Source organism: Gemmobacter caeni, assembly GCF_003054195.1.
GTDB classification, from domain to species: Bacteria; Pseudomonadota; Alphaproteobacteria; order Rhodobacterales; family Rhodobacteraceae; genus Gemmobacter; species Gemmobacter caeni.
Window position 1 is genome coordinate 89,817 of sequence record NZ_QBKP01000009.1, and the last position, 18,908, is coordinate 108,724.

General features: G+C 65.3%; 18 protein-coding genes. 17 read left to right on the top strand and 1 reads right to left on the bottom strand.

The genetic code is table 11. The features are described 5' to 3' along the window. Nucleotides 1–6: 6 nt before the first annotated feature. The 13 genes from pyrH to lpxB all read left to right on the top strand — a co-directional run bounded on the left by pyrH (nt 7) and on the right by lpxB (nt 12,039). The gene (gene pyrH / locus C8N34_RS14790) at nt 7–741 is read left to right on the top strand and encodes a UMP kinase (RefSeq protein WP_108129461.1); all 735 of its coding nucleotides are present in this window, start codon (nt 7–9) and stop codon (nt 739–741) included. A gap of 125 nt (nt 742–866) precedes the next feature. Beyond that, the gene (frr, locus tag C8N34_RS14795; RefSeq protein WP_054304443.1) at nt 867–1,433 is read left to right on the top strand and encodes a ribosome recycling factor; all 567 of its coding nucleotides are present in this window, start codon (nt 867–869) and stop codon (nt 1,431–1,433) included. Nucleotides 1,434–1,517: 84 nt separating this feature from the next. After that, the gene (uppS, locus tag C8N34_RS14800; RefSeq protein ID WP_229825238.1) at nt 1,518–2,195 is read left to right on the top strand and encodes a polyprenyl diphosphate synthase; all 678 of its coding nucleotides are present in this window, start codon (nt 1,518–1,520) and stop codon (nt 2,193–2,195) included. Continuing rightward, nucleotides 2,192–2,854 (top strand): phosphatidate cytidylyltransferase, encoded by a 663-nt coding sequence (locus tag C8N34_RS14805; protein WP_108129462.1) that lies wholly within the window; start codon nt 2,192–2,194, stop codon nt 2,852–2,854. Before uppS ends, C8N34_RS14805 begins: the two co-directional genes overlap by 4 nt. A 1-nt stretch (nt 2,855) precedes the next feature. Continuing rightward, entirely contained in the window at nt 2,856–4,046 is a 1,191-nt protein-coding gene (gene dxr / locus C8N34_RS14810; protein WP_054304440.1) for a 1-deoxy-D-xylulose-5-phosphate reductoisomerase, read from the top strand. A 50-nt stretch (nt 4,047–4,096) separates the two neighbouring features. Further along, complete coding sequence (rseP, locus tag C8N34_RS14815; protein ID WP_054304439.1) at nt 4,097–5,434, top strand: RIP metalloprotease RseP; 1,338 nt, start codon at nt 4,097–4,099, stop codon at nt 5,432–5,434. A gap of 82 nt (nt 5,435–5,516) precedes the next feature. Continuing rightward, complete coding sequence (locus C8N34_RS26395) at nt 5,517–5,657, top strand: hypothetical protein (RefSeq protein WP_170120559.1); 141 nt, start codon at nt 5,517–5,519, stop codon at nt 5,655–5,657. A gap of 156 nt (nt 5,658–5,813) precedes the next feature. Continuing rightward, nucleotides 5,814–8,195, top strand: coding sequence for an outer membrane protein assembly factor BamA (gene bamA, locus C8N34_RS14820; RefSeq protein WP_108129463.1), 2,382 nt, complete (start codon nt 5,814–5,816; stop codon nt 8,193–8,195). Nucleotides 8,196–8,197: 2 nt separating this feature from the next. Continuing rightward, nucleotides 8,198–8,815, top strand: coding sequence for an OmpH/Skp family outer membrane protein (locus tag C8N34_RS14825; RefSeq protein ID WP_108129464.1), 618 nt, complete (start codon nt 8,198–8,200; stop codon nt 8,813–8,815). 42 nt (nt 8,816–8,857) lie between these two features. Then, nucleotides 8,858–9,325, top strand: a complete 468-nt coding sequence (fabZ, locus tag C8N34_RS14830; protein WP_054304436.1) for a 3-hydroxyacyl-ACP dehydratase FabZ — start codon at nt 8,858–8,860, stop codon at nt 9,323–9,325. A gap of 4 nt (nt 9,326–9,329) precedes the next feature. Beyond that, a complete protein-coding gene (gene lpxA / locus C8N34_RS14835) occupies nt 9,330–10,118 on the top strand; it encodes an acyl-ACP--UDP-N-acetylglucosamine O-acyltransferase (RefSeq protein WP_054304435.1) in 789 nt (262 codons plus the stop codon). Continuing rightward, a complete protein-coding gene (locus tag C8N34_RS14840; protein WP_108129465.1) occupies nt 10,115–10,918 on the top strand; it encodes an LpxI family protein in 804 nt (267 codons plus the stop codon). The genes lpxA and C8N34_RS14840 overlap by 4 nt, the downstream gene beginning before the upstream one ends. Beyond that, complete coding sequence (lpxB, locus tag C8N34_RS14845) at nt 10,915–12,039, top strand: lipid-A-disaccharide synthase (protein WP_108129466.1); 1,125 nt, start codon at nt 10,915–10,917, stop codon at nt 12,037–12,039. The genes C8N34_RS14840 and lpxB overlap by 4 nt, the downstream gene beginning before the upstream one ends. Here the strand turns inward: lpxB and mnmA are convergent. After that, complete coding sequence (gene mnmA / locus C8N34_RS14850) at nt 12,036–13,172, bottom strand: tRNA 2-thiouridine(34) synthase MnmA (protein ID WP_108129467.1); 1,137 nt, start codon at nt 13,170–13,172, stop codon at nt 12,036–12,038. The genes lpxB and mnmA overlap by 4 nt on opposite strands. A gap of 129 nt (nt 13,173–13,301) precedes the next feature. Between mnmA and sciP the strand changes: the two genes are divergently transcribed. From sciP to recG, 4 genes are all read left to right on the top strand, one after another. Further along, entirely contained in the window at nt 13,302–13,580 is a 279-nt protein-coding gene (sciP, locus tag C8N34_RS14855) for a CtrA inhibitor SciP (protein ID WP_054304431.1), read from the top strand. A 96-nt stretch (nt 13,581–13,676) separates the two neighbouring features. Then, on the top strand, nt 13,677–14,390 hold the full coding sequence (gene ctrA / locus C8N34_RS14860; protein WP_054304430.1) for a response regulator transcription factor CtrA: 714 nt from the start codon (nt 13,677–13,679) through the stop codon (nt 14,388–14,390). 60 nt (nt 14,391–14,450) lie between these two features. Beyond that, a complete protein-coding gene (ligA, locus tag C8N34_RS14865; RefSeq protein ID WP_242013804.1) occupies nt 14,451–16,700 on the top strand; it encodes an NAD-dependent DNA ligase LigA in 2,250 nt (749 codons plus the stop codon). Continuing rightward, entirely contained in the window at nt 16,697–18,781 is a 2,085-nt protein-coding gene (recG, locus tag C8N34_RS14870) for an ATP-dependent DNA helicase RecG (RefSeq protein WP_108129540.1), read from the top strand. The genes ligA and recG overlap by 4 nt, the downstream gene beginning before the upstream one ends. The last annotated feature ends 127 nt before the right edge of the window (nt 18,782–18,908 follow it).

Sequence of the window (18,908 nt, forward strand, 5' to 3'; positions counted from 1 at the left end):
AACCCGATGACCGCCGACACCGCCCATCCGCCCGTGAAATACAGCCGCGTCATGCTGAAAATCTCGGGGGAGGCGTTGATGGGCGATCAGGGCTTTGGCCTGCATCCGCCGACCGTGGCCCGCATCGCAGCCGAGGTGAAATCGGTCCGCGATCTGGGCGTCGAGGTCTGCATGGTGATCGGTGGCGGCAATATCTTCCGTGGTCTGGCCGGATCTGCGCAGGGGATGGAACGCACCACCGCCGATTACATGGGGATGCTCGCCACCGTGATGAACGCGCTGGCCATGCAATCGGCGCTGGAGCAGATGGGGGTCTTTACCCGCGTCATCAGCGCCATTCCGATGGATCAGGTCTGCGAGCCCTATATCCGCCGCCGCGCGGTGCGGCACCTTGAAAAGAAGCGGGTCTGCATCTTCGCCGCAGGCACCGGCAACCCCTATTTCACCACCGATACGGCTGCCACGCTGCGCGCCAATGAAATGGCCTGTCAGGCGATCTTCAAGGGCACCAAGGTCGACGGGGTTTATGATAAGGACCCCAAGAAACACGCCGATGCGAAACGCTACGATCATGTCAGCTATGACGAGTGTCTGGCGAAACATCTGGGCGTTATGGATGCCTCGGCCATTGCGCTGGCCCGCGACAACAACCTGCCGATCATCGTGTTCTCGCTGGATGAGCCGGGCGGCTTCCGCGGCATTCTGGCCGGGCAGGGCACCTATACCACTGTGCAGGGCTGATCCGGCTTCCGGGCGGCAAGGCGTCGCCCATCGCGCCCCTGCGGCGCGCATCCCCCTATATCCAACGGCGCCGCCTGCTGTTATAGAGGCCCGAAACGGCGCCCGAGCCGAAAGATGAGGACCCCATGTCGCACGACGAAATCGAAATCGACCTCGACGACCTGAGCCGCCGCATGGACGGCGCCATGACCGCCCTGAAGATGGAATTCGCCTCGCTGCGCACCGGCCGCGCCTCGGCCCAGATCCTCGACCCGATTCAGGTGGAGGCCTATGGCCAGATGACCCCGATCAACCAGCTTGGCACCGTGAACGTGCCCGAGCCGCGCATGGTCGTGATCAATGTCTGGGACAAGGGCATGATCAACAAGGTGGAAAAGGCGATCCGCGAATCCGGTCTGGGCATCAACCCGGTGACCGACGGGCCGCTGATCCGCCTGCCGATCCCCGAACTGAACGAAGAGCGCCGCCGCGAACTGACCCGCGTCGCCGCGCAATATGCCGAAAGCGCCAAGGTCGCCATCCGCAACGTGCGCCGCGACGGCATGGACCAGATCAAGAAGGCCAAAGGCTCGGGCATGTCCGAGGACGACCAGAAGATGTATGCCGACGAGGTGCAGGAGCTGACCGACAAGGCCATCGCGCAGGTGGACAAGGCGCTCGAGTCGAAGCAACAGGAAATCATGCAGGTCTGACGACCTGCATCCGCGCCAGCGAAAGGGCTGCTCTTGGCCGCCAGCGACACATCCGCAACCGGCCCGCGTCATGTGGCCATCATCATGGACGGCAATGGCCGCTGGGCCACCAATCGCGGCTGGCCGCGGCTGGTGGGGCATCGCAAGGGCGCCGAGCGGGTGAAGGAAATCGTGCGCTGCGCCCCGGATCTGGGCGTGAAATGGCTCACGATCTATGCCTTTTCGACGGAGAACTGGAAGCGTTCGACCGAAGAGGTGCTGGGCCTCATGTCGATCTTTGCGCGCTACATCGAGCGCGAGGCCGACCGGCTGGCCGCTGAATCGGTGCGGATGCGGTTCATCGGGGATCGGTCGCGGCTGGATCCGAAGCTGCAAAAGCTGATGGCCGGGATCGAGGCTCGGACGGCGGTCTATGACCGGCTGAACCTGACGGTTGCCATCAACTATGGCGGCCGGGACGAAATTACCCGTGCCGCGCGCGATCTGGCGAAGGCGGTGGCGGCAGGGCTGGTCGATCCGGCGCAGATTACCGAGGCGCATCTGACGCAGCATCTGGATACCGCCGATCTGCCCGACCCCGATCTGGTGATCCGCACCAGCGGCGAGACGCGGACCTCGAATTTCCTGCCCTGGCAGGCGGCATATGCCGAATACGAGTTCACGCAAACGCTCTGGCCCGATTTCACGCCCGAGGAACTGGGCCGCATCCTGAGCCGCTTTGGCGTGCGGGAACGCCGCTTCGGCGGGGTCTTCGGCGCATGAGCGGCGCGAACTGGGCCGATCTTCGGGCACGCAGCCTGTCGGCACTGGTGATGCTGGCGGTCGGCGCCGTCGCGATCTGGCTGGGCGGGTCGGTCTATCTGCTGCTGATCCTTGCAGCCGTTGCCGCGATGCAGTGGGAGCTGTGGCGCATGACGCTGGGGCAGGGCCGGGATACCCCGCTCTGGGCCGGTTACGGGCTGGCCATCCTGCTGGCCGGGGCGGCGCTGATCTGGCTGCGCGGTCTGCCGAACGGATTTTTGCTGATCTGCTGGTTGCTGGCCGTGGTCATTGCATCCGATGTGATGGGTTATTTCGCGGGCCGTGCGCTTGGCGGGCCGAAGTTCTGGCCGCGCATCAGCCCGAAAAAGACATGGAGCGGCACAGTCGCGGGCTGGATCGGTGCGGCGCTGGTTGGTGTGGTCTTTGCCGCGCTGGACCGGGGGACGGGTCCTGGCCTCGTGCTGCTGTCGCCGTTTGTGGCTTTCGCCGGGCAGATGGGCGACATTGCGGAAAGCGCGATCAAGCGGCGGGCAGGTGTCAAGGACAGCTCGAACCTCATCCCCGGTCACGGCGGTGTGCTGGATCGGTTTGACGCGCTGATCTTCGCGGCGATTGTTGTCGGCGCGGCGGCGCTGTTCCTTTTCGGTGCGGGGCACTGACATGCGGCGCATTTCGGTTTTCGGCGCCACCGGCTCGATCGGCGAATCCACCTTCGACCTGATGATGCGGGCGGGCGGGCCGGAGGCGTTTCACACTGTCGCGCTGACCGGCGGGCGCAATGTGACCCGGCTGGCCGAGATGGCACGCGCCCTGCGGGCCGGGGTGGCGGTTACCGCGCATGACGACTGTCTGCCCGCCTTGCGCGACGCGCTGGAAGGCAGCGGCATTGCGGCGGCGGCGGGGTCTGAGGCGCTGCTGGAAGCCGCAGACCGCCCGGCGGACTGGGTGATGTCGGCCATCGTCGGTGCGGCAGGGCTGGCACCGGGGTTCCGGGCGCTGCGCCATGGCACCACGCTGGCGCTCGCGAACAAGGAAAGCCTTGTGACCGCCGGGCCGCTGCTGATGGCCGAGGCTGCGCGTCATGGTGCGCGTATCCTGCCGGTGGACAGCGAGCACAGCGCCATCTTTCAGGCGCTGGTGGGCGAGGATCTGGCGGCGGTGGAACGCATCGTCCTCACCGCTTCTGGGGGCGCGCTGCGCGACTGGCCGCTGGACAAGCTGGCGAAAGCCACGGTGGCCGAGGCGCTGGCGCATCCCAACTGGTCAATGGGGCCGCGCATCACCATCGACAGCGCCTCGATGTTCAACAAGGCGCTGGAGGTGATCGAGACCCGCGAATATTTCGGTGTCGCGCCGGAGCAGATCGAGGTCATCATCCACCCCGAAAGCATCATTCATTCCATGGTGGGTTACCGCGACGGTGCCATCATGGCGCATCTGGGGGCGGCGGACATGCGCCATGCCATCGGCTATGCGCTGAACTGGCCCGAGCGTGGCGAACTGCCGGTGGCGCGGCTGGATTTCGCGGCCCTCGGTCGCCTGAGTTTCCGCGCGCCGGACGAGGCGCGCTATCCGGCGCTGCGGCTTGCGCGCGAGGTGATGGCGGTGCGCGGCCAGGCGGGTGCGGCGTTCAATGCCGCGAAAGAGATCGCTCTCGACCATTTCATTGGCGGAGGGGTGGGGTTTGCCGATATGGCGGGAATCGTGGAAGACACGCTTGCCGCGCTTTCGCGCGAGACCGGCCTTGGAAATGCCCCGATGAGCCTTCAGGAGGTTCTGGCGGCGGATCTTCGTGCCCGTGCCCTGGCGACCGGCATTGCGTCGGATCTGGCGGCGCGGCGCGCGGGCTGAGGCCCTCGCCCGACTGCCGCACGCCGGACGATTGAGGAAAGGACGAAGGTTTGGACATTCTCGCACTGATGCCCGGTTTCGGAAATCTGGCCCTGACGGTGCTGGCCTTCGTTCTGGCGCTGTCGATCATCGTGGCGGTGCATGAATACGGCCATTACATCGTCGGCCGCTGGTCGGGCATCCATGCCGAAGTGTTCAGCCTGGGATTCGGCCCGGTTCTGCTGAGCCGGGTGGACCGGCACGGCACGCGCTGGCAACTCGCGGCACTGCCCTTCGGCGGCTATGTGAAATTCCTTGGCGATGCCGATGCAGCCTCGGGCAAGGATGGCGAGGCGATTGGCAGGCTGTCCCCTGCCGAGCGGCGCCATACGATGCATGGCGCGCCGCTTTGGGCGCGGGCGGCCACTGTAGCGGCGGGGCCGGTCTTCAACTTCATCTTTTCGGCGCTGGTATTTGCAGGCTTCTTCTGGGTCAGCGGGATCGCCACCGACGAGCCGCTGGTGGGCAAGACCAAGGCCTTTCCCTATGATGGCCAGCCGCTGCTGCCCGGAGATCGCATTCTGGCGCTGGAGGGCACGCCGGTCACCACGCTGGAAGAACTGATGGCGCGGGGCAATGCCCTGCCACCGGCGCCCAACGCGGATTACCGCGTGCTGCGCGACGGGGCAGAGCAGGAGATCATTGGCCCGCATCCCTATCCGGCGCTGGTGGATTCGGTGCAGCCCAAATCGGCGGCGGATGAAAGCGGTATCCTGCCGGGCGATCTGGTGCGGGCCATTGACGGTACTGCGGTGCAAAGCTTCGGCCAGATGCGCGAAATCGTCGGCGCCTCGGAAGGCCGCACGATGGTGCTGACCGTGCAGCGGGGCAGCGAATTGCTGGACCTGTCGCTGACGCCCCGCCGCGTTGACCTGCCGCTGCGCGAAGGCGGATTCGAGACGCGCTGGCTGATCGGGCTGACCGGCGGGCTGGCCTTCGGGCCCGAACTGCGCACCCCCGGCGTGGCCGAGGGGCTGGGTCTGGGCGTGCAGCAGGTGGGCCTTGTCGCACGCACCAGCCTGTCGGGCCTGTGGCACATGATCACCGGCGCGATTTCGTCGTGCAACCTGCAAGGTCCGCTGGGAATCGCCGAGGCCACGGGCACGGCGGCTTCGCAGGGGATCGACAGTTTCATCTGGCTTGTGGCGCTGCTTTCGGCGGCAGTCGGGCTGATGAACCTGCTGCCGGTGCCGGTGCTGGATGGCGGCCATCTGGTGTTCTACGCCTGGGAAGCGGTCATGCGCCGCCCGCCCTCGGATGCGATGTTGCAGCGACTGATGTCGCTGGGGCTGATCGTGGTTCTGGCGACCATGGCCTTCGGTCTGACGAACGATCTGTTCTGCCGCTGAGCCACGCTGAGGCGGTTCCGGGCCGCCCAAATCATGCCACAATGGCGCGATATCACATCCTCGTGTCGATATGAGGTGTGACATGCAAACCGTCATGAATGGCTATCGCGGCTTGTCCTATCTGGTCGGTCTCAACTGGGACTGGCTGTTCACGCTTGGCACCGTTCTCGTGGGCCTTCTGGCCGGGGCCTTTCTGGGCACCCAACTGCTGCCCGCGTTCTGACGCCGGGTCAGGTTTCGTGCCCGCGGCTGACGGCGGGCACGACAGGGCTGGTGCCCGAGACCCACAATGCCCCTAGAGATAGCGCCGAGTCTTTTGACAAGTCCCGCCAATCCCGCTAGTCAGGTCCAGGAATTTCATTCAGGTGTGGGACCGGCCATGGATCAGGCACAGCGCGCAACGAAAGCCCGGAACCGGGGCAAGTCTGTTCTGATGCGCAGTGTCGCCGTATCGGTTTTTCTTGCGGGGGCAATCGTTTCGCAGCCCGCACTGACCCCGGCACTGGCGCAAGGGATCAACCTGACGCAGGTGACCGTGGAAGGAAACCAGCGCGTCGACAATACCACCATCCTGAAACTGGCCGGAATCGGTCGCGGGCCGATCGGGGCCGCGCAGCTGAATGACGCCTATCAGGGGCTGCAAAATTCGGGTCTGTTCGAGGAAGTCTCGGTCGAGCCGCAGGGCTCGCGGCTGGTTATCCGGGTCAAGGAATACCCGATGATCAACGCCATTTCCTTCGAGGGCAACAAGCGCCTGAAGGACGAAGTGCTGTCCGAGGCGATCCAGTCCAAGGCGCGCCGGGCCTACTCGCCCGCGCTGGCCGAAGCCGATGCCGCCTCCATCGCGGAAGGCTACGAGGTGCAGGGTCGCCTTGCTGCCACCGTGACGCCGAAGATCATCCGCCGCTCCGACAATCGCGTCGATCTGGTGTTCGAGATCACCGAAGGCAAATCGGTCGAGATCGAGCGTCTGGCCTTTGTCGGCAACCGTGCCTTCAGCGACCGCCGCCTGCGGCAGGTTCTGCAAACCAAGCAGGCGGGTCTGCTGCGCACCTTCATCCGCCGCGATTCGCTGCAACCGGAACGGCTGGATGTCGACAAGCAGTTGCTGCGGGATTTCTACCTGTCGCGCGGCTTCGTCGATTTCGAGGTGCTGGATGCCGCCGCCGAAGTCGCGCGCGAGCGTGATGGCGTGTTCGTGACCTTCTCGGTTCGTGAGGGGCAGCAGTTCAGGTTCGGCAAGATCACCACCGTCAGCGAGATCGAGGGGCTGGATGCCGCCCCCTATGACGCGGCGCTGAAGGTGAAATCCGGCTCGGTCTATTCGCCGGGGGTGGTCGATACCAACATTGCCCGTCTGGAAAGCCTTGCGCTGAAGCAGGGGCTGAACTTCGTCACCATCGAGCCGCGCATCACCCGGAACGACCGGGATGGCACGCTGGATATCGCCTTCACGCTGGTGCGCGGACAGAAAGTGTTCGTCGAGCGTATCGACATCGAAGGCAACACGACCACGCTCGACCAGGTGGTGCGCCGCCAGTTCCGCACGGTCGAAGGCGACCCCTTCAACCCGCGCGAGATCCGTCAATCGGCCGAGCGTATCCGTGCGCTGGGGTATTTCGCGGATGCGAAGGTCAATGCCGAACCCGGCTCGGCGCCGGATCAGGTGGTGGTCAACGTCGATGTGGAAGAACAGCCCACCGGCTCGCTGTCCTTCGGCGTGTCCTATGGGGTGCAGACCGGCGTCGGCCTCAGCATGGGCCTCACCGAGAACAACTTCCTTGGTCGTGGGCAGACCCTGGGCCTGAACATCAGCTCGGGCACCGACAACGCCAACAGCTCGATCACTTTCGTCGAACCGGCCTTCCTTGGCCGTGACCTGAAGTTCAAGTTCAACGCCTATTACAACGAGACCGACAATCAGGATGCGACCTATGACACGCGCCTGATCGGTATTTCGCCGGCCATCGAATTCCCGGTCAGCGAACTGGGGCGGCTGGAACTGCGCTATACCCTGAAGAATTCCAAGCTGCTGGACCTGCGTCAGGCGGTGGCGGATGATCCGGCGACCCTCGATGTTGATGAAACCGTGGTGGCGACCACGCCGATCATTCAGCGGGATGCGGCGCGGGGCAACATGATGTCGTCGGGGGTGGGGCTGAGCTACACCTATGACAACCGCACCAGCGGGCTCAATCCCAATGGCGGTGTGTTGCTGCGCTTCGGTCTGGATTATGCGGGGCTGGGCGGCGATGTCGAAAGCGTGACCGCCAGCGCCCTGGCCGTGGCCGAACAGAAGGTCTGGAACGAGGAAGTCACGCTGCGCGCGATCTTTGAAGGCGGCGCGGTGCATATGCTGGACGGCGACAGCCGCGTGACCGACCGCTACTTCGGCGGTGGCAAGATTCGTGGCTTTGAACGCGGCGGTCTTGGCCCGCGCGATCTGGCGACCGATGACGCCCTGGGCGGCAACCTGTTTGCCGTCGCACGGTTCGAAGCCGACTTCCCGCTGGGCCTGCCCGAGGAATACGGCATCACCGGCGGTCTGTTCGCCGATTTCGGCTCGGTCTGGAGCCTCGATGACGTGGCCGGGGCCAGCGGCACGGTGGATGACGGCTTCCACCTGCGCTCGGCCGTCGGCTTCTCGGTGTTCTGGAACACGCCGATCGGGCCGCTGCGCTTCAACTTCGCCAAAGCCATGTCGAAGCAGAGCTACGACAAGGAACAGGTCTTCGACCTGACGATCTCGACGAAGTTCTGATCATGGGGCGGGGCCTGCGACAGGCGCTTCTGGCGCTTTGGGCGGGTCTTTCGCCCGCCCTGTGGGCCATGCCCGCCCTGGCGCAGGAGGGTCAGCCCGGTCCTGTCTTCAAAAGCCAGCTTGCCGTGGTGCAGCAGGACCAGCTTTTCGCGCGCACGCTTTATGGCAAGGCGGTTCAGGCCCGGATCGAGGCGGCCCGGCAGTCGCTTCTGTCAGAAAACCAGCGCATCGAGGCCGGTCTGGAAGCGGAAGAACGTGCGCTGACCCAGCGCCGCCCGACGATGACACCCGCCGAGTTCCGCAAGCTGGCCGATGCCTTCGACGCCAAGGTTGAGGGCATCCGTTCCGCGCAGGAGGCCAAGGGCCGCGCCGTGGCCCGCCAGGCCGAGGAGGACCGGCAGCGGTTCTTCCAGACCGCCTATCCCGTTCTGGCGCGGCTGATGGCGGAAATCGGTGCCGTGGCGCTGATGGACAAATCCGATATCATCATCTCGCTGGAAGCGATTGACGTGACGGACCGTGCGGTGGCGCGGATCGACAGCACGCTGGGTGACGGGTCGGCGAGCGAGGCCCCGGCCGAGGCCCCGGAACCGTCCGATGCGGGCCAGCCCGAACAATGACACGCGGGCTGCCGGTACGGCGGCCCCTGAGAGGAGTGATCGATGACCGCAACCGAGACCGCGCCGCAGACTGCTGATATCGCGCTGATCCAGCGCATCCTGCCGCACCGCTATCCGTTCCTGCTGGTCGACAAGGTGCGTGACATCTATGTCAACGAAAGCTGCGTCGGCATCAAGAATGTCACGATGAACGAGCCGCAGTTCACCGGGCATTTCCCGGAGATGCCGGTGTTTCCGGGCGTGCTGATCATCGAGGCGATGGCGCAGACTTCGGGCATTCTCGTCGGTCTGTCGATGGATCTGGTCGACAAGAATGCCAAGGTGTTCTTCATGGGCGTCGACAAGGTGAAGTTTCGCCGCAAGGTTGGCCCCGGCGACGTGCTGGAACTGCATGTGAAGGCGGTGCGCGGCGGCGGCCGGGTCTGGAAATTCGAGGGCCGGGCGATGGTCGGCGACGAACTGGCCTGTGAGGCCGAGTTCATGGCCATGTTTGACGTGCCGAAGGCCTGAGCGGATGTCGGACGCGCGCATTCATCCCATGGCGGTGGTCGAACCGGGGGCGCTCATCGGCCCCGGCTGTGACATCGGCCCCTTCGCGGTGATCGGGCCGGAGGTTACGCTTGGCCCCGGCGTGGTGGTGAAGCCGCATGGCGTGGTCACTGGCTGGACCGAGGTCGGCGAGGGCACGGTGATCTTTCCGGGCGCCGTTGTGGGCGAGGTGCCGCAGGATCTGAAATACAAGGGGGAGCGCACGCGGCTGATCGTCGGCAAGCGCTGCCGCATCCGCGAGGGTGCAACACTGAACACCGGCACCGAGGGTGGTGGTGGCGTAACGCGCGTGGGCGACGATGTGCTGATGATGACCGGCAGCCATGTTGGCCATGACGCGATCATCGGCGACCGCGTTGTCATGGCCAATCAGGCTGCCATCGCCGGGCATTGCCATATCGGGGATGATGTCATCATCGGCGGGCTGTCCGGCGTTCATCAATGGGTCCGCGTCGGGCGTGGTGCCATCATCGGTGCAGTGACGATGGTGACGAATGATGTGCTGCCGCATGGTCTGGTGCAGGGACCGCGCGGCGTGCTGGATGGGCTGAACCTCGTGGGGCTGAAGCGGCGCGGGGTCGAACGGTCGGAAATCACCGCGCTGCGCGCCGCCTATCAGATGCTGGCGCAGGGTGAAGGGTCTTTCCTCGACCGCGCGCGCCGTCTGGCGGATGAAACCGACAGCCAGCATGTGCGCGAAATGACCGATTTCATCCTGTCTCAGACTGACCGCAGTTTCCTGACCCCGAAATGAGCCGCACCGCCATCATTGCAGGCGCCGGGCACTTGCCCGCTGCCCTTGCCGCCGCGCTGCCGTCACCACTGGTTTGCACGCTGGACGGTTTCACCCCCGCAGGGCTGGCCGTGGATCAGCTGTTCCGGGTGGAACGGCTGGTGCCCTTCCTGCGCGCGCTGGAGGATGCGGGCGTGACCCGTGTGGTCTTTGCAGGTGCGGTGCAGCGGCCAAGACTGGACCCGTCGCTGTTCGATCAGGGCACCGCCCAGATGGTGCCGCGCCTTCTGGCCGCGATGCAGGCGGGCGATGATGCCACCCTGCGCGAGGTGGTCGCGATTTTCGAGGAAGCCGGATTCGCCGTTGTCGGCGCGCAGGAGGTCGCGCCCGATCTGGTGCCGGGGCCGGGCATCCTGTGCGGAACGCCGGGTGCCTCCGATGAGCGCGACGCCGCGCGGGCCGCTGCCATTGTCGCCGCGCTCGGGGCCGTGGATGTGGGGCAGGGTGCTGTGGTGGCACAGGGGCTGTGCCTTGCGGTCGAGGCGTTGCCGGGCACCGATGCCATGCTGGACTGGGTGGCGCAAACCGCCCGCCGTCCTGACCCGAATGGCGCGAAAGGCGTGTTCTACAAGGCGCCGAAACCGGCGCAGGATCGGCGCATCGACCTTCCGGCGCTGGGGCTGGAGACGCTGAAACGTGCCCATGCCGCCGGGCTTGCAGGGATTGCCTTCGAGGCGGGCGGGGTGATCCTGCTCGACCGTACGGCGATGATTGCCGAGGCAGACCGGCTGGGCCTGTTCCTCTGGGCGCGCGAGCCATGAAGCTGTTCCTCGTCGCGGGCGAGCCTTCCGGCGACCGACTGGGGGCCGCGTTGATGGCGGGGCTGAAGGACCTCGCGCCGGGTGTCCGTTTTGACGGGGTGGGCGGCCCACTGATGCAGGCCGAAGGGATGCAAAGCCTGTTCCCGATGGCTGAGCTTTCGGTGATGGGCATTGCCGAGGTGCTGCCGAAATATCGCCACCTGAAGCGGCGTATCCGCGAAACCGCCGAGGCCGTGCTGGCCAGCGGGGCGCGGGCGTTGATCACCATCGACAGCCCCGATTTCTGCCTGCGCGTGGCGCGGCTGGTGAAGGCGGCGCGGCCCGACCTGCGGACAATCCACTATGTCGCGCCCTCGGTCTGGGCCTGGCGGCCGGGCCGGGCGGCGAAGATGGCGACGGCGGTCGATCACGTTCTGGCGCTGCTGCCCTTCGAGCCGCCCTATATGACGGCGGCGGGGATGAGCTGCAATTTCGTCGGCCATCCGGTTGTGGCTGAACCGCTGGCGACGGAGGTGGAGCGTGCGGCCTTTGCCGTTGATGGTCCGTTGCTGCTGGCCCTGCCCGGATCGCGTCAGGGCGAGGTGCGGCGGCTGGCACCGGTGTTGGGTGCGGTTCTGGGCCTGTTACGGGCGCGTCATCCGGGCCTGCGCGTGGTGCTGCCCACCCTGCCGACGGTAGAGCCTCTGGTGCGCGAGGTGACCGCCGAATGGCCGGTGGCACCCGAAATCGTGCTGGACCCGGCCCGCAAGCGTGGCGCCTTTGCCGCCGCTGATGTGGCGCTGGCGGCCTCGGGCACCGTGTCCCTGGAGCTGGCGGCCAATGGCTGCCCCATGGTCATTGCCTATCGCCTGCATCCCGTCAGCTTCTGGCTGATGAAGCGTGCGGCGCTGATTGATACGGTAACGCTGGTCAATCTGGTGTCCGAGACGCGGGCGGTGCCGGAATTCCTTGGCCCCGCCTGTCTGGCCGAAAACATCGCCCCCGCCGTACTGGCCCTGCTGGCACAAGGCCCCGAGCGCGCGGCGCAGGAGGCGGCGATGCGCCTGACGATGGAGCGTCTGGGCAAAGGTGGCGAGCCGCCCGGCCTGCGCGCGGCGCGCTCTGTGCTTTCGGTGCTTTAACGCCCGCGCCAGATCCAGCCGCCGCCGAGGATGCGGCTGCCTTCCGGCGCATAGAACACGCAGGCCTGACCTGCGCTGACGCCATCCTCGGGGTTCAGCAATTCCACCTCTGCCTCGGTGGCAGAGATGGGGCGGATCACTGCCGGGCGCGGCGGGCGGGTGGAGCGGACCTTGACGTTCACATGCCATTCCGCCCGGCTGTCAAAGGGTGTATCGCCCAGCCAGTTGACCTCGCGCACCGGCACGATGCGGGTGGACAGCGCCTCTTTCGGGCCGACGATCACACGGCGACTGTCGGGGTCCAGCCGTACGACATAGACCGGATCGCCCAGACCGCCGATGCCCAGCCCCTTGCGCTGCCCGATGGTGTAATGGATCACGCCGCGATGGGTGCCCAGCACGCGACCCTCCAGATCGACGATCTCGCCCGGTTCGGCCGCGCCGGGGCGCAGCTTTTCGATCACAGCGGCATAATTGCCGTTCGGGACAAAGCAGATGTCCTGGCTGTCGGGCTTGTCCGCCACCGGCAGCCCGTATTTCGACGCCAGCGCCCGTGTTTCCGCCTTCGAGGCCAGATGCCCCAGAGGGAAACGCAGGTAATCGAGCTGTTCCGGCGTGGTCGAGAACAGGAAATAGCTCTGGTCGCGGTTGGCATCGGCGGCGCAATGCAGTTCCGGCCCGGCCGCGCCTTGCATGCGCTGGATGTAATGGCCGGTCGCCATGCAATCGGCCTCCAGATCCTTCGCCGTGGCCAGCAGATCCTTGAACTTCACACGCTCGTTGCAGCGGATGCAGGGCACTGGCGTCGCGCCGGCCAGATAGGCATCGGCAAATTCCTCGATCACCGCCTCGCGGAAGGTGTTCTCGTAATCCAGGACGTAGTGCGGAAAGCCCATCGTCTCGGCCACGCGGCGGGCATCATGGATGTCGCGTCCGGCACAGCAGGCCCCCTTTTTCGCCAGCGCCGCGCCATGGTCGTAAAGTTGCAGCGTCACGCCGACAACGTCATAACCCTCCTCCTTCAGCTGCGCGGCCACCACCGAACTGTCGACGCCGCCCGACATGGCAACGACGACGCGCGTCTCGGAGGGGGGCTTTGCGAAGCCCAGGGAATTCAGCGGATGGTCCAGCATGACGGAGCTCTGGCAGGATCAGGGAAAGTTACGCGCAATATAGGAAAATGCGCGACACTCTCAACCCGTCGCTTCACCAAGGCTTAAGCCTGTCGGCCGAAACTTCGCGTGATAGACGAGGGGAATGCCATGTATCTGAAACGTGTCCACGGGCCGCGGCAGGTCACGCTGCCGGATGGCTCGATCCTGACCCGCGCCGATCTGCCACCGCCGGAGACCAGTCGCTGGGTGGCCTCGCGCAAGGCAGTGGTGGTTAAGGCGGTGATCTACGGGCTTCTTCCGCTGGCCGAGGCGCTGGAACGCTATGCCCTGTCGGAAGAGGAATTTGCGCTGTGGCGTGCCGCAGTCGAACGCCATGGCGAGAAAGCCCTGAAAGTGACAGCCATCCAAAAGTATAGACAACTTTAGATTGTTTTCTGCGCAACCTATGTCACAGTAACCGCTAGTTAACCATTGCCCTCCAGTATCGTTAACAACCCTGGCGCTGAAGCGGAGAAGACAGAGATGCGCATTTTGCTGGTGGAGGATGACCCGACGACCTCGCGCAGTATCGAACTGATGTTGACCCATGCGAATCTCAACGTCTATTGCACGGATCTCGGCGAGGATGGCATCGACCTGGCCAAGCTCTATGACTACGATCTGATCCTGCTGGACATCAACCTGCCGGACATGAGCGGGCATGAGGTCCTGCGGCAACTGCGCCTTGCACGGGTGGATACACCGATCCTGATTCTTTCTGGCGCGGACGATACCGACAGCAAGCTGAAGGGCTTTGGCTTCGGCGCGGATGACTACATGACCAAGCCTTTCCATCGTGAGGAACTGGTGGCGCGTATCCATGCCATCATCCGCCGGTCCAAGGGACATTCGCAATCGGTGATCCGTACCGGACGAATCTGCGTCAATCTGGATGCCAAAACTGTGGATGTGGATGGCAAGACCGTGCATCTGACCGGCAAGGAATATCAGATGCTGGAGCTGCTGAGCCTGCGCAAAGGCACCACGCTGACCAAGGAAATGTTCCTCAACCACCTCTATGGCGGTATGGATGAGCCGGAGCTGAAGATCATTGACGTCTTCATCTGCAAGCTGCGCAAGAAACTGGCCGAGGCGACGGGTGGGCAGAACCACATCGAAACCGTCTGGGGCCGTGGCTATGTGCTGCGCGACCCGCTGCCCGATGATCTGGGGCGGCGACTGGCGATGGGGGCGTGAGGCGCGCGCTTTACCTTGAGGGGCTGGCGTCCTAAATCTGGCGCAAAGCCGGAGGGGAACATGGCCACAGATCAGCCTGTCGATCGTATGACCGAAGCCGAAGCTCAGGCCGAACTGGCCCGGCTTGCCGAGGCGATTGCCAGGGCGAATGAAGCCTATCACCGGCAGGACGCACCCGAGATCAGTGATGCGGATTACGATGCGCTGAAACGCCGAAACCTGGAGATCGAGGCGCAGTTCCCGGCGCTGAAACGTGCCGACAGCCCCTCGGATCAGGTTGGCGCCCCGCTGGCCGAAGGCTTTGGCAAGGTCCGGCATGAAGTGCGGATGCTCAGCCTTGAGAATGCCTTCGAGGATGCGGATGTGACGGATTTCGTGACCCGCATCCGCAGTTATCTGGGCCATGAAGGGCCGCTGAGCTTCACTGCCGAGCCAAAGATCGATGGCTTGTCACTATCGCTGCGCTACGAGGGCGGTGTGCTGGTGCAGGCGGCAACGCGCGGTGATGGCGAAACGGGAGAAAATGTTACCGAAAACGCGCGTACAATCGCCGATATTCCGCACCGGCTGATCGGCGCCCCCGATGTGCTGGAGGTGCGGGGCGAGGTTTATATGCGCCACGCCGATTTCGCCGCGTTGAACGCACGCGCGGCCGAGGCGGGTGAGAAAACCTTTGCCAACCCGCGCAATGCCGCCGCCGGTTCGCTTCGGCAACTCGATGCAACGATCACCCGTTCGCGTCCGCTCAGCTTCTTTGCCTATGCGTGGGGGGCGCTGTCGGAACCTCTGTCGGAAACCCAGTCCGGCGCCATCGAGCGGCTGGCGGCGCTTGGGTTTCGGACCAACCCTTTGACACGGCTCTGCCTGACGGTCGAGGAAATGCTGGCGCAATATCGCAGCATCGAGGCACAGCGCGCGACTCTGGGCTATGACATCGACGGTGTCGTCTACAAGGTCAACGATCTGGCGCTGCAACGGCGGCTCGGGTTTCGCGCGGCAACCCCCCGCTGGGCCATCGCGCATAAATTCCCCGCCGAACTGGCCTGGACGCGGCTGGAGGCGATCGACATTCAGGTTGGTCGCACCGGCGCGCTGAGCCCTGTCGCGCGGCTGACGCCGGTGACGGTGGGCGGCGTCGTCGTCTCCAACGCCACGCTGCATAATGAGGATTATATCGCGGGTCGCGATTCCTCGGGCGCGCCGATCCGTGATGGCAAGGACATCCGCATCGGTGATTGGGTGCAGGTCTATCGGGCGGGGGATGTAATTCCCAAGGTGGCTGATGTCGATCTGGCGCAGCGCCCCGAAGAGGCCGCGCCCTATACCTTCCCCGAAACCTGCCCCGAATGTGGCAGCCCCGCGATCAGGGAGCCGGGCGATTCGGTCCGCCGTTGCACGGGCGGCCTGATCTGCCCTGCGCAGGCCATTGAAAAGCTGAAGCATTTCGTCAGTCGTGGTGCTTTCGATATCGAGGGCCTGGGGGCAAAACAGATCGAGATGTTCTTTGCCGACGATCTGCTGCCGGTGCGTGCGCCTGCCGATATCTTCACCCTTCAGGACCGGGACACCCGCAACCTTGCGAAACTGGCGAACCGCGACGGGTTCGGGAAGCGCAGTGCCGAAAAGCTGTTCGCAGCCATCGACGACCGGCGCCGCATCGCATTTGAACGCTTCCTTTTCGCGCTTGGCATCCGCCATCTGGGCGAGGTCGCGGCCAAGGATCTGGCCCGGCATTACGGCAGTTGGGCCGGGCTGGCGCAGGCCATCGACGCCGCGCATCCGGCTGCGCTCCTGCACCTGAAAGCGGATGAGGCCGAGGTGGCAGAGCGCGCGGCGGCGGCTGAAGCAGGTCGCCGGGCCGAGGTTTCGAAGGCGCGGGCGCAGATCATGGCGGAAGCCAGCCCCGAGGCGCGCGCGGCATGGGAGGAAATGCTGTCGATTGAAGGGGTTGGCGCAGTTCTGGCAACCTCTCTGGTGACCACGCTTGCGGCGGGCGGGCATGAGCGTCAGGCGGTCGAGGATCTGGTGGCAGAGCTGGCCGAGATCATACCGCCCGAAGCCCGCGCAACGCAAAGCCCGGTTGCCGGGCTGACTGTCGTGTTCACCGGCACGCTGGAAAAGATGACTCGGGCCGAGGCCAAGGCGCGGGCCGAGGCGCTGGGGGCCAAGGTTGCGGGATCGGTCAGCGCCAAGACCGATCTGCTGGTGGCTGGTCCGGGTGCCGGCTCGAAGGCCACGCGGGCGGCGGAACTCGGCGTAAGGGTGATTGACGAGGAGGAATGGCTGGCCCTGGCGGGCGCCGCCGGATGAGCCGCCCGCCCGAGCTTTTCCCGCTGTTTGCCGATCTGGAGACGCTGGAAGGCGTCGGCCCCAAGACGGCGAAGGCGATGGCCGGGCTGGGGGTTGAACGGCCGAAGGACTTGCTGTTCCTTCTGCCGCATTCCGGGGTGGACCGCAGCCGCCGCGCCTCGGTCCGTGATGTGGTGCCGCCTGCGGTGGTAACGGTCGAGGTGACGGTGGGCAGCCATTTTCCGCCGCGCCAGAAAGGGCGGCCCTATCGTGTGGCGGTGAAGGATTCGGCGCTGGAATTCCAGCTTGTCTATTTCCATGCGCGCGGCGATTTCCTGTCGCGGCTGTTGCCGACCGGGCAGCGCCGGATCGTTTCTGGCCGGGTGGAGCTGTTCGACGGCATCGCGCAGATGGTCCACCCCGATCATGTGTTGCGGCCTGAAGAAGCGGGCGATCTGCCAGAGTTCGAGCCGGTCTATCCGCTGGTCGCCGGCGTGACGCAGAAGGTTCTGGCCAAAGCGGCGCAGGCGGCAGTGGCGCGGGCGCCAGAGCTGGCAGAATGGATCGACGGGCCGTTGAAGCGACGCGAGGGCTGGCCGGACTGGCACGCGGCAGTTCAGGCCGTACATGCGCCGGAAAGTGCCGCCGATCTGGCGCCTGCAGCTGCGGCGCGGGCGCGGCTGGCCTATGATGAGTTGTTTGCCCATCAGGTGACTCTGGCGCTGGCGCGGATGCGGGCGCGGCGCGGTAAGGGGCGTGCCTCGGTCGGAACCGGGGTTTTGCAGCGCAAGGTATTGGATTCACTTCCTTATGGACCGACAGGGGCGCAAAGTCGGGCCGTGGGCGAGATCGCGGCCGATATGGCCTCTGGCCTGCGGATGAACCGGCTGTTGCAGGGCGATGTCGGCGCGGGCAAGACGCTGGTCGCGCTGATGGCGCTGCTGGTCGCGGTGGAGGCGGGCGGCCAGGGCGTGATGATGGCGCCGACCGAGATCCTCGCCCGGCAGCATCTGGAGGGGCTGCGACCGCTTGCCGAGGCGGCCGGGGTGCGGCTTGACCTGCTGACCGGGCGCGACAAGGGGGCGGAGCGTGCGGCGAAGCTGCGCGCGCTGGCCGAGGGCGAGACGGACATTCTGGTCGGCACCCATGCCGTGTTCCAGAAGGATGTGCAGTTTCATGACCTGCGGCTGGCGGTGATCGACGAACAGCACCGTTTCGGCGTGGCGCAGCGGATGGAGCTGGGCGCAAAGGGGGCGGCGGCGGATGTGCTGGTGATGACCGCGACGCCGATCCCGCGCAGCCTTGCACTGGCGAGCTATGGTGACATGGATGTGTCGGTGCTGGATGAAAAGCCCGCCGGGCGCAAGCCGGTCAAGACGGTGATGGTCTCGACGCAGCGCCTGGATGAGGTGGTGGCGCATCTGGCGCGCGCGGTGGCCGAAGGGCGGCAGGCTTATTGGGTCTGTCCGCTGGTGGAAGACAGCGAAACGGTCGATTACGCCAGCGCCGAGGCGCGGTTTCAACATCTGCGCGCCGCCCTTGGCGATTGTGTCGGCCTTGTGCATGGCCAGATGCCACCCGCCGAGAAGGACGCGGCGATGGCGCGATTTGTCGCCGGGGAGATCAGCGTTCTGGTGGCCACGACGGTGATCGAGGTGGGGGTGAACGTGCCCAATGCCTCGATCATGGTGATCGAGCGGGCCGAGATCTTTGGCCTCGCGCAGTTGCACCAGCTGCGCGGCAGGGTCGGGCGCGGATCGGCGGAATCCACTTGCCTGCTGATGTATCAGGCGCCGCTGAGCGAGGGCGGCGAGCGGCGGCTGACCACGTTGCGCGATACCGAGGACGGTTTTCGTATTGCCGAAGAAGATCTGGCGATGCGTGGCGCCGGCGATCTGATTGGCACGGCGCAATCGGGCCTGCCACGGTTCCGGGTCGCTGATCTGGAACGGCAATCGGCGCTGATGGAAATTGCACAAAGTGATGCGCGGCGGCTGCTGGCTGAAGATCCGCAGCTGGAAAGCCCGCGCGGCCGGGCGGTGCGCCTGCTGCTGTGGCTGCTAGATCAGGATCGGGCGATCAGGCTGATTTCTGTGGGTTGAGCTCGCCTTTCTGTGTTGGAACCCTGGGGCGCGCTCTGGCGTTCTCTCTTTATGTTCACGGATGTTCTCAAAAAGTTCTTTACAGGATGTGAATCATGTGAGAACAATAATGGAACAAACGACAGGA